Origin of the sequence: Paenibacillus sp. FSL P2-0121 (assembly GCF_037975345.1) — a bacterium.
In the GTDB taxonomy this organism is placed as follows: domain Bacteria; phylum Bacillota; class Bacilli; order Paenibacillales; family Paenibacillaceae; genus Paenibacillus_AQ; species Paenibacillus_AQ odorifer.
Genome location: NZ_CP150245.1, coordinates 2,465,431 through 2,477,809, shown reverse-complemented (window position 1 = coordinate 2,477,809; position 12,379 = coordinate 2,465,431). Strand labels below are relative to the sequence as shown.

The following is a 12,379-nucleotide window of genomic DNA, read 5'->3' as shown; positions in this document are numbered from 1 at the left end:
TTAATATCAATATATTAATCATAACCTTATTTGTCAATGATGCTCACCTAAACGAATTTGGGCAGACCACTCTCTTAATACCCGGTCGAGCTCTTTTATCGAGATGGGTTTAGAAATGAAATCCTGCATTCCAGCACTAAGACACATCATCTTATCTTCATCTCTGGCAAAGGCTGTAGCCGCAATGATGATTGGATTCAGCCCAAGCTTCTCACGTATGATTCCTGTTGCTTCTATTCCATCCATAATAGGCATCTGAATATCCATAAATACCAGATCATAATGATTGGAAAGCACAGCCCGAACTGCTTCCTCACCATTTAAGGCGATGTCAGGAACATATCCCCTCTTTTTCAGATACGCCTGCATAAGCTGCTGATTCACAGGATGATCTTCAGCAATAAGAATGGACATCGGTCCATATTCACCGGTAGTTAACTCTTTAACAGTGGATTTATCATTTCTGACCAAATCCGTTGAGGCGTTGACGGTCAATTTCTGATCCCATTCCTCTTTGGGTAGAGAAACCTCCACTGTAAAATAAAACTCCGAGCCTTCATTCTCACAGCTATTTACACCGATAGATCCGCCAAGAAGCTCGGCCAGCTTTTTACTAATGGCAAGGCCAAGCCCTGTTCCGCCATATTTACGATTGATCGACGGATGCAATTGCGAGAAGGATTGAAATAATAGACCTTGGCTGGAAACTGGAATCCCCAACCCAGTATCTTTTACGACAAATTTCACGATAAGATTTCCGGATGCCTCTGAGGCTTCTAGCATAACAGAGATACTGATTTCACCTGTCTCCGTAAATTTCACTGCGTTCCCAACCAGATTTACGAGAATTTGACGCAATCTCGCCCCATCAGTCATGATGACGGCTGGAAGCTCAGGAGATAACTCGCTAGTAAGTAAAAGCCCTTTTTCCTTAACCTTCGGATAAAACAGTTCACAAACGTTCTGTATCACTTCATGCAAATCCACCATTTGCAGTTCAAGCGTCATCATGCCTGCTTCAATTTTGCTGAAATCCAGCACTTCATTCAGAATATGAAGCAATGCCTCTCCGCTTTTGTTAATGATCTGTGTGTAGTAGCTTTGCTCTTCATCCAGCTCCGTCCCAGATAAAAGATCAGCCATCCCAATAATACCGTTCATAGGCGTACGCAGCTCATGGCTCATGATCGCTAGGAACTCCGATTTTGCCCGGTCCGCTTCCTCGGCAGACTCCTTCGCCCGCACAATCTCCTTCTCCTCCGTGATATCACGAAAGACGACAACCGCCCCAATCCGTTCATCACCATCAAACAGTGGGGTCATTCGATATCTGACTAAAAAGCTTGAACCATCCTGCCTCCAAAACACACCCTCCCTATCTTCAATAGTGAGATTATTGGAGCGCGAAGGAAGCAGCGTCTTCTGAATTCCTGTAAAAGACTCGTTATCCAGCCAGGTTTGGTGAATCGCATGAAATTTGCTGTTTCCCCACTCAGTAGGATCGAAACCCAACATAGTAATGGCTGCTGGATTAATGAACATCGTGTTGCCTTCAAGGTTCATCCCAAATATGCCCTCAGAGACCGAATTCAAGATCAGCGCATACTCGTTACTTAATTTCTGTATTTCTTCAAAATGACGCGTACGTTCCCCAATGTCGCGGGTTACACAGACAAGCTCCTGATTCCCGCAGGTCTCAGAGTAAATATACCGCAGTGTCGTTTCTGTCCAAATACAGGTTCCGTCTTTGCAAATAAACCGGAGAATAACAGGCTCAAGCTTCTTCCCCTCCATACAATTGCTGAGATATGAAGTTAATTTGATTCTGTCCTCCGGATGTATGTAATCAATCCCTCTAGTTCCGCACATTTCTTCTGGTGCATAGCCAAACATAGTCTGGCAGATGGGTGAGGCATAAAGATAGGTAAAGCTCCCGTCCGCTGCATTACGTGAAATGAAGTCCATAGAATTTTCTGAGATCAGACGATAGTTCTGCTCACTTTCCCGCAGTTGTTCTTCCATTCGTTGACGTTCGGTGACATCCTGGGCTATCCCGCTGATCTGCAGCAGTCTTCCTTCTTCATCCGTAATCACTTCCCAGTGCGCATCCAGATATTTCAGCTCTCCATCCGCACTATGAATACGGACCGTTACTTCGCCATTAGTCCCATTCTCCATGGATTGATGTACTAACCGTTCAAGTCTGATGAAATCGTCAGGATCAATGCAAGCAAAAACACGTCTGTAATCAAAATAAGAATGATTGCTCTCATCTTCCAAAAAGCCAAAAATATTACGCATCTCTCTGGAAACCGTCAGCCGTGATTTTGTCATGTCCCATTCCCAGGATCCCATCTTCGCAAGGTGTTGCGCTTTAGCCAGCATATCCTCGTATTTCTTGCGCTGAGTAATATCACGACCAATGGTTAATATTTGTTTAACGTTCCCCTGCTCATCACGTACCACTTGGGAAGAACTCTCTATCCACAAATAATGTCCATCTTTATGACGGGCTCTACGAGTAAATACGTCCGTATCGGAATATATCTTACCTTGTTCAATCATCTCTAGAGCATCATCTACGTGATAATACTCGGGTCTTTTGGTACCTATCATTTCTTGTGCAGAATAACCTAATAGCAGCTCCACTGAGGGAGATACGTAGTGCAGTGTCCCGTCAGGATCGCCAAAAGAAATCATATCCGGTGTATTTTTCGTAATCAAATTATATAACTGCTCATCTTCATGAATCTTTTGTTCAGCAAGTTTTCGGTCAGTGATATCCGTTAACTCAGAAATCAGGACATAGGGTTCACTGGAATTCTCCTGATAGATTAAAAATATATGTTGGGCTACCCAGATGATTTCTCCATCCTTACGCAAGAACCGCCGTTCTTTCTCCAATGCAGTCCCAGGCTCAGCTAGCAAATCGTTCAGGATAACGGAATGATCGTTATTAGTTTTATCTTCCGGATACACAAGATCCAGATAATTTATATTCAAAAGATCTTCTTCTGCATAACCAAACATTTGGCATAGCGCAGGATTCGATTGTAATAACGTCCCGTCCTTCGGAGAGACTACCGCAATCCCGATAGAAGACCGTAAGTATAGCTGTTTAAAAAGAAAATCAGACACCTGTAAGCCTCCTCTTTTGAAAATGGGGGACTATATTAACAAACTTGTAATAATTTCAGTATACCTTTTTTTCGGTAAATAAGCTTGATAGTTGAGTCCTAAATGATAGACTGGTAAATTTCGCAGTAAAACTCCGCAAAAATAAACAGCAAGTCTCCCTCTGAAAAGGAAACTTGCCGTGTGTGCATGTTACAACTCTAAAGTCCTATTCTATTATCAAATTTTCCAGTTGAAGCTTCTTAATTTTCTTACGGATAGGTGCACCAAGAATTAAAAAAGCAAGACCTAACAAAATCAACATTCCGCCCATTATTACGTTTACCATACTGAGATTCTGTGATGAAAAAGAATAATTTATTACACCAATCATCACATTAAATAGACCTAAAATCAACTCTAGCCACATTACAGATTTCCATAACCTGTTGATTCGCTTATAGTGTTTTATTCTGGATTCCAGATCTGTGTAAATATCAAACGGACCTTCCACTGACTTCTTTCTGAGGTAAACCCAGCGCATGTAAGTACTAACACAATCTATACCGTTTTCCTCTAAAAACTTGAGATATTTGATGCTATCCGGATGATCCGGCAAGTTATCTAAAAGCTCAATTCTATACGTGTACTCATTATTGGGGGTCTCTGTAAACACATATTTGCACCAGGATAATTCTGATAGAGCCAACCCCTTCGCAGACATTTCATTAAGCCACTTTTCTTCCTTCTCATAATCCCAAATCAGCTTGCGAACCACATGTTTCATTTGGACTCACCTCCAGCTATTCTCTTCCCATTCGCTATCAATTCTTCCAGACGGATAATCTCTCCCTGAATCACTGACTTTCCTAAGCCGGTAATTTCATATTCTTTTCTGCGGGAACCTTGCTCCCCTTCCACTGCTTTTATCCAGCCTTTTTCCAGTAAAGTGTTAAGTGCTCCGTATAAAGTGCCTGCGCCGAGATCAACCCGACCGTTACTTAAGTCCTTCACATTCTGCATAATTGCGTATCCGTGCATTGCTGTATATAGAGACAATAAGATATAAAATACAGCTTCAGTTAATGCGCCTCTTTCTGTGCTTTCAGGCATCATTTCATCCCCATTCTATTACTGTTGTCGATATATCGGCTTCCGTAATACCATTATTACGGAAGCCGATATAATTGTCAATACAAAAACACCCATTTTTTTCATCGCAGCGATCATGAGCGCAACAAAAAAACGCCTAGCACTTAGCTAGGACGGATTTGTTGGGGGGCTACTCAGCAACTAGATACTCCCACCGTGGCAACTATACCTTCCTCATTATGATGTATCGGACTGAGATGCCGCTATTTCCGAAAAAAAGCGTGTTTCAGCTTACGTTCGGACTCAGATGCAGCTATTCGTCTCCAAACACTCGCTTTTCACACGATTCCTTAGCAATAAGCGCTATGCAGTCCGAAACCCCTGTAAAATGTGCCAAATATCAATAATAGCGGCCATACGGTCCGTTAGCAGACACTACACTCCGTTAGCAGACACTGTTCAATAAAGTTTCGTCACGGGGTTAATAGTCCAACCAACGCTCTGAAAATGTGGTACTCCCCCACAAGATTCTCCTTTGATACTTTGATGTTCTAAACAAATTTACCGTTTCAAACTATCTGATTATGGCAGACACTGTTCGTACATATACTAAAACTACAAAAGTCTATACAAAAAAATAGGCCAGATAAGATATGTAAAAAAAGAACATACCCAACCTGACCTATTCTTTATTTTGTTCTGCATAGTTTTTTATGGTCTCTCTTTTGAGGCATTTTCAACCATGACACCTAGTACAATTTTAAACGTTTGAAGATCCTGTTCGGAAATATTGGTGATCGTATCATCTTTAAACTTTTCGGCAACTGGCAGTAAATCGAGATAGATCTGTACTCCCTTATCTGACAATTCCAACTGCTTGACTCGCTTATCCGCATGGGTGCCAGAGCGATGCAAGAAACCCTCAGATTCTAGTTTTTGAAGCAGCCTGACTACGCTGGGCTCTTTTATAGACATTTTATCTGCTAGTTCTCTCTGGGTAATGGATTCACTGGTATAGATGTAATACATCGCAATCCATTGGCTCCGGGTCATATTATACGGCCGAAATTCCTTTTCCAAGGCTTCCGCGAATATTTTTGCACTACGGTTTGCAATAAAGGCCATACAGTCATCTAAATTAAACAATGTTTACACCAACCAATCCCAACTGTTTTATCTTAAAATAATCAACTCTTTTCTAATTTATTATAGCAAAATATATTAAGGAAGCTGAACATACTTTTCAAGCGATCAAATAGTTTATTTATTTAGGCTGCAGTAGGGGATCCGTCTCCCGAGATACATAGAACAACTTATCCTTGATGCAACGCCCCAATTCCTAAACCGAATGCAGCTTCATGAATTACTTCCCCAGTAGTTGGATGGGCAAAGATTGTCTGTGTAATCTGTTGTTCCGTAAGCCCATTGGCAATCGCAAGTGTAAGGCTACTAATCAGAGAAGACGCATCGGGACCAATGATAGACCCTCCCACAATCTTTCCGGAGCCATTATCTTTGATTAATTTGATATAACCTTCCGGTTCATTCATAGTCAATGCTTTTCCGTTACTTGCAAAAGATGCCTTACTCACGCGATAGTCCAGCCCATTCTCCTTACATTCATCTTCCAACAGCCCGACGCTGGCAATCTCTGGAGAGGTGAAAATTACATTCGGTACCGCGGAATAATGCATATCTTGGGATTCGCCGAGTAAGGTGTTTACAGCCGTAATGCCCTGATGTGAAGCAACATGAGCAAGCTGAATAATGTTAGTTACATCGCCAATCGCATACACATTCTCTACATTCGTACGCATTTGTTTATCAACGGCAATACCTTTACCACGTTCATTTAGTTGAATACCTGCTTTTTCAATATCCAGACCCTCTAGGTTAGGCTCGCGTCCAATAGCGACCAATACTTTTTCACTAACTAGCAGATGCTCACCCTCACTATTCTCATAGGTTACAATCGCCTGACCATCATCCGCACGTTGGATTTTGGAAACTTTGGAGTTGGTATGAATATGAATCCCAGCCCGCTGAGCTAAACACATAATTTCTACCGAAATATCACTGTCCAGCATCGTTAGCAGACGGTCCATAAATTCTACAACATGAACTTCAACTCCTAGGTTACGGTAAATGAAGGCGAATTCCATGCCGATAACCCCGCCACCGATGATAGTTATTACCTTTGGTAACTCTTCGCAGGCGAGCGCTTCAGTACTGTTCATTACAAATGGCAGATCAATTCCTGGGATATTCACCTTGGAAATCCTCGAGCCTGTTGCCACAATGATATTTTTTGCTGAAATACGGTAACTATTTTCGCCGGTTACCTTCACTTCATGCGCCGATAGGAACGAAGCGTGGCCGCGAACAACCTGAACACCGTTTTTTTCCATTAAATAACCAACGCCGGAGACCAATTTCTCTTTGACTTCATTTTTACGACGAATAACCTGCTTCATATCCACTTGAAGATCAGATCCTGTTGTTATACCAAACAAAGAGGAGTTTTTTATTTCATGACAGATTTCAGATGATTTGACTAAAGATTTTGTAGGGATACAGCCAACATTTAAGCAGGTACCTCCTAATTCTTCTTTCTCAATCATCGCTACCTGAAGTCCTTTTTTTGCTGCATAAATAGCGGCAACGTAACCTCCTGGTCCTGCTCCAATGATAAGCAAGTCAGGGTTTATAGCATGAGTTTGTTGCACGGCGACTGCAGGTTGTGGGACAGATGATTGGACCGGAGCCTCCACCTGGATCGGATTTACTTCAAATAAGACTTGATTTGAGGCAATTTCGCTCCCCTCTTCAAACAATATATTGATAATAATCCCCTCTTCTGCCGCTTCAATCGATCTGTTACCTTTTCCAGTTTCAATCTGTACCAAGGTATCTCCTGCAGATATCTTGTCTCCGATATTTACATTTATCTTGCCTGCTTTCCCCTTTTTGCCACCTGGAATCATAGACATTTTTATTTCCATCGTTATGCTCCTCATATCCTTGAGGGGACTCATAAAGAGCCCCCTCAAGCGAATGTATTAGTGAATGACTACGCCTGCTTTTACCAGCTTCACACCGTTAGCAAGACAATCTCCAACAGGACATGTCTTCTCGATAAAGTCTGCAAAAGCATCTGCCTTTTCTTGGCTTTCGTTGGTTTTAAAATGCATAACAAAACGAATTTCTTGGAAACCATTTCTCACATCTGCAAGACCCATGAAACCATCCGGATCTAAGTCTCCTTCAAGTTCAACATAAAATTCTTCGAAGCTAAAATCATTAGCGTCTGCAAAGGCACTAGCGACAATGGACTGACATGCACCAAAGGCACACAATAACGCCTCGACGGGATTCAAACCAACATCGGTCCCCCCCAAATCCTCTGGTTCGTCCATAATAATCTTAAAACCTCTAGAATTGGTTTCAACTTGCATTCCATTAGGCAGTTTTTTAGCTGTCGCTTTAAAAGTAGTTAACATATGTATTACCTCCTCCTTAAGATTGTGAAAATAATAACATAGTAACCGGTGAATATCAATACTTAGCTAAGTAAGTATTTTTTCGAAGAAGAACTCGAACCTGATTCAATAAAAAAAACAGGTTTCCAATCTACCTGAATAGGTAAATCAGAAACCTGTTTTTGTTGATAGGATGCGGTCAAGAGGACTCGAACCTCCACGATATTGCTACCACTGGCACCTGAAGCCAGCGCGTCTGCCAATTCCGCCATGACCGCATATTATGTAACTGGCGACCAAAACCGCCTATACATAATACTATACTCCCTCTGCACTTAAAACGCAAGGTTTTTGTGTTATTGAAATAGGCTTCATATAGACTCATAGGCACAACCAATCAATATTATTCAGTTTATATATTTCTATTATAAAGCCTCCTATGGTACAACATAGATAAAGTAAGGCGCTATGACGGAGATGTCGGAATAATCGATCAATAGAAAGGATGAATACTTATGAACCAGCAGTGGAATACCCAAACCTATGATACTGATATGGCCTTTGTGTCTCAGTTTGGAGAATCATTGATTGAGCTGCTTCACCCACAGCCAGGCGAACAGATTATCGATTGGGGCTGTGGAACCGGGGATTTGGCGGCAGCCATTGCTGCTAGGGGTGCCACTGTGACAGGTATTGATGCCTCTGCCGAAATGATTCAGACAGCCCATGACAAACATCCCCATCTAAGCTTTGTCTTAGCTGATGGGCAAACTTATGTCGCGGAACAGCCAGTCGATGCTGTGTTCAGCAACGCTGCCCTTCACTGGCTAACAGACGTAAACGGAGCGGCGGCGTCCATTGTTGCCAGCCTGCGGGTAGGCGGCCGTTTCGTGGCCGAGTTCGGTGGACTGGGCAATATTGCTTCCATCGTCGCTGGCCTTCCACAAGCTTTTGCAGCCATTGGCTGTAGTCATAAGCTGCATTTGCCCTGGTACTTTCCAAGCGTTGGCGAGTATGCAACTCTACTAGAGAAGCACGGACTGACCGTGGACCTCGCTCTTTGTTTTGACCGACCAACACCACTGGAAGGCTTGGAGCAAGGATTTCAGCGGTGGCTGAATACTTTTGCCGATGGAATCTTAAGTGTGCTCACACCCACCGAACGCGCAGAAGTTCTCTCTTCTATGGAACAGAAATTGAAACCCAAGCTATATCAGGACGGCCGCTGGGTAATGGATTATCGCAGAATCCGGATTGTTGCTTACAAACGAAGCTAGAATAGATAAGAAATCCTTCTCATGTTCAATAGCCAAAAAAAGAGTGCACTGGCGCTTAACACGCGCTAGCACACTCTTTTTACACGGGATCCTATTTTCTATCTCCAACGTACCGATCACTGCCAGCGCCAAGTCCCACAACCATCAAGAGCACACTTGCACCCAGCAGTAAAATCAATGGCACCGTCCAGCTGTTCGTTACATCATGCAGCCAGCCGAATAATGCCGGTCCCATTGCTGCCAGTACATAACCCACAGATTGGGCCATTCCTGACAGCTCCGCCGCTTCTTGCGTGCTTCTTGTTCTTAGACTGAAGAACATCATCGCAAGACCGAAGGCAAATCCTCCGGCAATACCAAAGCATACCGCCCAGACAGCCATTAAAGCGCCGCTGCCTTGCCAGATGCCACCTAATGCGATGAAATAAAGAACAGCAGTGATTATAACTAGAATACGTTGGTTCTTCATCCGGCCTGCCCACAGCGGTACGAAGAAAGTAAAGGGTAGCTGTGCCAATTGCATGAGCGAGAGAAACCAACCCGCATTACTCGACGACATTCCCCGTTCACCGAGAAGAACCGAAAACCAGGCAATAAAGACGTAATAAAGCAGTGACTGTAAGCCCATAAAGATCGTGACTTTCCAAGCAAGAGATGAACGCCACATATTTTTGCTTGAGGCTGCACTCTTAGAGCCGGTTCCTTGATTAAGCTTACGCATTTGCGGAATCCAGAACACTGTTGCTAGAGCTGCGATCATAAACCAGATGGCCAAGGTCCCTCTCCAACCGAATCCAGCATTCGTTGCCAGCGGTACACTAATTCCTGAGGCAATAGCTGCGCATAAATTCATAGAAACCGTGTAGATACCTGTCATTAGCCCGATTTTGTGAGGAAACTTCCCCTTAATAAGACCTGGAAGCAGTACATTACACACGGCAATAGATAATCCAAGTATAGCAGTACCTGTGAACAACAGACCTGCTCCAGATCCCGAGCGAATTAGAATCCCCATAGCCAGCATGACCATGGCAACTAATAACACATTAGCTAAACCAAAACGGCGGGCCAGCTTTGGAGCAAACGGGGACAAGATGGCAAAAGCCAATAATGGTAAAGTAGTAATAGCTCCTGCTAGAGTATTGGATAAGCCGAGGTCATCCTGAATCAATTGTATTAATGGACCCACAGAAGTAAATGGAGCCCGCAGCGCTGCAGCGATAAAAATAATTCCCAGCACAAGCAGCCAGCGATCATATTTGCTGTCCATTAAGCTATTATTCTGAATGTGTCCTTCGCTTTGTGAAGCTTTCATCGTGTATCCTCCTAAATTACAAACAAATAACCCCGCCAAGCACAGAGCTTGTCAAGGATTTGAAATATTTTAAACACTATGAACCATCATCTACTATTCTATTAGAAGTTACAACCCTTAAGTAATTTTATACCCGAATTATTGACAAAACCGCTGACCATCTTTAGTATCCATATCATCGGGTAGTTGAGAATCAATTTCATTTGAACTCATATTTAAACCACAGAAAAGAGTGAACAGAATGCTTCGAAGATTTTTTTCCTACTATCGTCCGTATAGAAAATTATTTATATTGGATTTCTCCTGCGCTGTTTTTGCGGGACTGCTAGAACTGGCTTTTCCGGTAGCCGTCAATAAATTTATTGATGATTTGCTTCCTGGTCAAGATTGGCCGCTTATTCTTATCGCTTGTGTTGCGCTGCTGGCGATTTACGCCTTAAATACGGTGATGCAGTATATTGTCACTTACTGGGGTCATATGCTGGGCATAAATATCGAAACTGATATGCGCAAAAAAATGTTTGACCATATTCAGAAACTCTCGTTCCGATTCTTTGATAATAATAAAACAGGCCATCTAATCGGAAGAATCACCAATGACTTAAATGATATCGGCGAAGTGGCGCATCACGGTCCTGAGGATGTATTTATTGCAATCATGACCCTTGTCGGAGCCTTTCTCCTAATGGCTGATATTAATCTGAAGCTGGCGATTATTACTTTTATTATCGTTCCAATTATGGCTTGGGTAATCATCTACTTCGGCCGCAATATGACTTCAACTTATCGCCAGCTATTTGGAAATGTAGGCAGTTTCAATGCCCGTATCGAAGACAATGTCGGCGGGATTCGGGTCGTGCAATCTTTTGCCAATGAGCAGCATGAACAAGAGCTATTCGCAGTAGATAATCAAATGTTCCGCAAAACAAAACTTATGGCTTATAAAATCATGGCTAGAAGCTTGTCCGTCAGCTATATGATGACCCGCCTCATTACCATCCTGGTGATGATCTGCGGCGCATGGTTCTTTATCAATGGCGAGCTGCAAATCGGTGAATTTGTGGCGTTTATCTTGTTGTCTAATATCTTCTTCCGCCCTATCGAGAAAATCAATGCCGTGATCGAAAGTTATCCTAAAGGAATTGCCGGCTTCAGACGTTATCTGGAGATCATTGACACGGAACCTGACATCAGTGACAAACCGGATGCCGTGGAGATCAACGCTTTGCGCGGTGATATTACATTCCAGGATGTATCTTTTGGATACGAAGAGAATCGTCCGGTTCTGCAAAATATAAGCCTTAACGTAAAGGCTGGCGAAACCATTGCCTTTGTTGGGCCGTCCGGCGCAGGCAAAACAACAATCTGCAGCCTGCTTCCGCGCTTCTATGATGTCACAGCCGGGGCCATCACGATTGATGGCATCGATATCCGTGACATGAAGCTGGAATCGCTGCGCAAACAAATCGGGATCGTGCAGCAGGATGTTTTCCTGTTCTCCGGGACAATTCGCGAGAATATCGCCTATGGGAAACTGGATGCAAAGCTGCCTGAAATCTGGGAAGCTGCGCGACGTGCTCATCTGGAGGAGCTCATTCAGAATCTGCCAGATGGAATGGAGACAGTCATCGGGGAGCGCGGTGTGAAGCTGTCCGGTGGACAAAAGCAGCGCCTGGCTATCGCTCGCATGTTCCTCAAGAATCCGCCGATTCTGATTCTGGATGAAGCTACTTCCGCGCTGGATACAGAGACCGAAGCCGCGATTCAGCAATCCCTGGCTGATCTGTCCGTAGGCAGAACCACACTCGTCATCGCTCACCGTTTGACGACAATCAAAAATGCCGACCGGATTATGGTCGTGAATGAAGAAGGAATCGCTGAGCAAGGCAGACATGAGGAATTAGTCCATGCTGGTGGAATTTACAGCCGTCTGCATCAGGCGCAATATAATTTTTAAAAAGTAATTTGCCACAGCTGGGCAAAAATGAAGCAAGCCTAGTCACCATGTTTTTGGCGACTAGGCTTGCTTTTTCACGTAACTCCTCTATTTGCAGCAAACGTGATGCTTGATTAAGGAATTCCTCCCTGATTTTCTTTGGTTT

The 12,379-nt window shown here is 43.3% G+C and carries 9 protein-coding genes and 1 tRNA gene; 2 read left to right on the top strand and 8 right to left on the bottom strand.

Translation table 11 applies throughout. The features are described from left to right. Window positions 1-33 precede the first annotated feature (33 nt). From MKY54_RS10715 to MKY54_RS10685, 7 genes are all read right to left on the bottom strand, one after another. Window positions 34-3,138 carry a PAS domain-containing hybrid sensor histidine kinase/response regulator gene (locus MKY54_RS10715; protein WP_076278625.1) on the bottom strand — a complete coding sequence of 1,035 codons (3,105 nt, stop codon included), beginning with the start codon at window positions 3,136-3,138 and terminating at the stop codon, window positions 34-36. A gap of 205 nt (window positions 3,139-3,343) precedes the next feature. Continuing rightward, window positions 3,344-3,901, bottom strand: coding sequence for a DUF2812 domain-containing protein (locus MKY54_RS10710; RefSeq protein WP_339190443.1), 558 nt, complete (start codon window positions 3,899-3,901; stop codon window positions 3,344-3,346). Beyond that, complete coding sequence (locus MKY54_RS10705; RefSeq protein ID WP_076133666.1) at window positions 3,898-4,227, bottom strand: helix-turn-helix transcriptional regulator; 330 nt, start codon at window positions 4,225-4,227, stop codon at window positions 3,898-3,900. The genes MKY54_RS10710 and MKY54_RS10705 overlap by 4 nt, the downstream gene beginning before the upstream one ends. Window positions 4,228-4,917: 690 nt before the next feature. After that, the gene (locus tag MKY54_RS10700; protein WP_339190442.1) at window positions 4,918-5,331 is read right to left on the bottom strand and encodes a MarR family transcriptional regulator; all 414 of its coding nucleotides are present in this window, start codon (window positions 5,329-5,331) and stop codon (window positions 4,918-4,920) included. A 188-nt stretch (window positions 5,332-5,519) separates the two neighbouring features. Next, on the bottom strand, window positions 5,520-7,208 hold the full coding sequence (gene lpdA, locus MKY54_RS10695) for a dihydrolipoyl dehydrogenase (RefSeq protein WP_076308285.1): 1,689 nt from the start codon (window positions 7,206-7,208) through the stop codon (window positions 5,520-5,522). A 57-nt stretch (window positions 7,209-7,265) separates the two neighbouring features. Beyond that, the gene (locus tag MKY54_RS10690; protein ID WP_076125055.1) at window positions 7,266-7,706 is read right to left on the bottom strand and encodes an OsmC family protein; all 441 of its coding nucleotides are present in this window, start codon (window positions 7,704-7,706) and stop codon (window positions 7,266-7,268) included. 173 nt (window positions 7,707-7,879) lie between these two features. Beyond that, a tRNA-Leu gene (locus MKY54_RS10685) sits at window positions 7,880-7,963 on the bottom strand. A gap of 237 nt (window positions 7,964-8,200) precedes the next feature. Here MKY54_RS10685 and MKY54_RS10680 point away from each other — a divergent pair. Beyond that, a complete protein-coding gene (locus tag MKY54_RS10680) occupies window positions 8,201-8,962 on the top strand; it encodes a methyltransferase domain-containing protein (protein WP_339190439.1) in 762 nt (253 codons plus the stop codon). A gap of 91 nt (window positions 8,963-9,053) precedes the next feature. Here MKY54_RS10680 and MKY54_RS10675 read toward each other — a convergent pair whose 3' ends face one another. After that, window positions 9,054-10,232: an MFS transporter gene (locus MKY54_RS10675; protein WP_248549329.1), complete on the bottom strand. Its 1,179-nt coding sequence runs from the start codon at window positions 10,230-10,232 to the stop codon at window positions 9,054-9,056. A gap of 286 nt (window positions 10,233-10,518) precedes the next feature. Here MKY54_RS10675 and MKY54_RS10670 point away from each other — a divergent pair, with 286 nt between their 5' ends. After that, on the top strand, window positions 10,519-12,234 hold the full coding sequence (locus MKY54_RS10670; protein ID WP_076125049.1) for an ABC transporter ATP-binding protein: 1,716 nt from the start codon (window positions 10,519-10,521) through the stop codon (window positions 12,232-12,234). Window positions 12,235-12,379 lie beyond the last annotated feature (145 nt).

Excerpts from the sequence above, each read along its gene's own strand:
- MKY54_RS10710 (WP_339190443.1), bottom strand. The coding sequence starts at position 3,901 with ATGAAACATGTGGTTCGCAAGCTGATTTGGGATTATGAGAAGGAAGAA.
- MKY54_RS10680 (WP_339190439.1), top strand. The coding sequence starts at position 8,201 with ATGAACCAGCAGTGGAATACCCAAACCTATGATACTGATATGGCCTTT.
- MKY54_RS10705 (WP_076133666.1), bottom strand. The coding sequence starts at position 4,227 with ATGCCTGAAAGCACAGAAAGAGGCGCATTAACTGAAGCTGTATTTTAT.
- MKY54_RS10670 (WP_076125049.1), top strand. The coding sequence starts at position 10,519 with ATGCTTCGAAGATTTTTTTCCTACTATCGTCCGTATAGAAAATTATTT.
- MKY54_RS10675 (WP_248549329.1), bottom strand. The coding sequence starts at position 10,232 with ATGGACAGCAAATATGATCGCTGGCTGCTTGTGCTGGGAATTATTTTT.
- lpdA (WP_076308285.1), bottom strand. The coding sequence starts at position 7,208 with ATGGAAATAAAAATGTCTATGATTCCAGGTGGCAAAAAGGGGAAAGCA.
- MKY54_RS10690 (WP_076125055.1), bottom strand. The coding sequence starts at position 7,706 with ATGTTAACTACTTTTAAAGCGACAGCTAAAAAACTGCCTAATGGAATG.
- MKY54_RS10700 (WP_339190442.1), bottom strand. The coding sequence starts at position 5,331 with ATGGCCTTTATTGCAAACCGTAGTGCAAAAATATTCGCGGAAGCCTTG.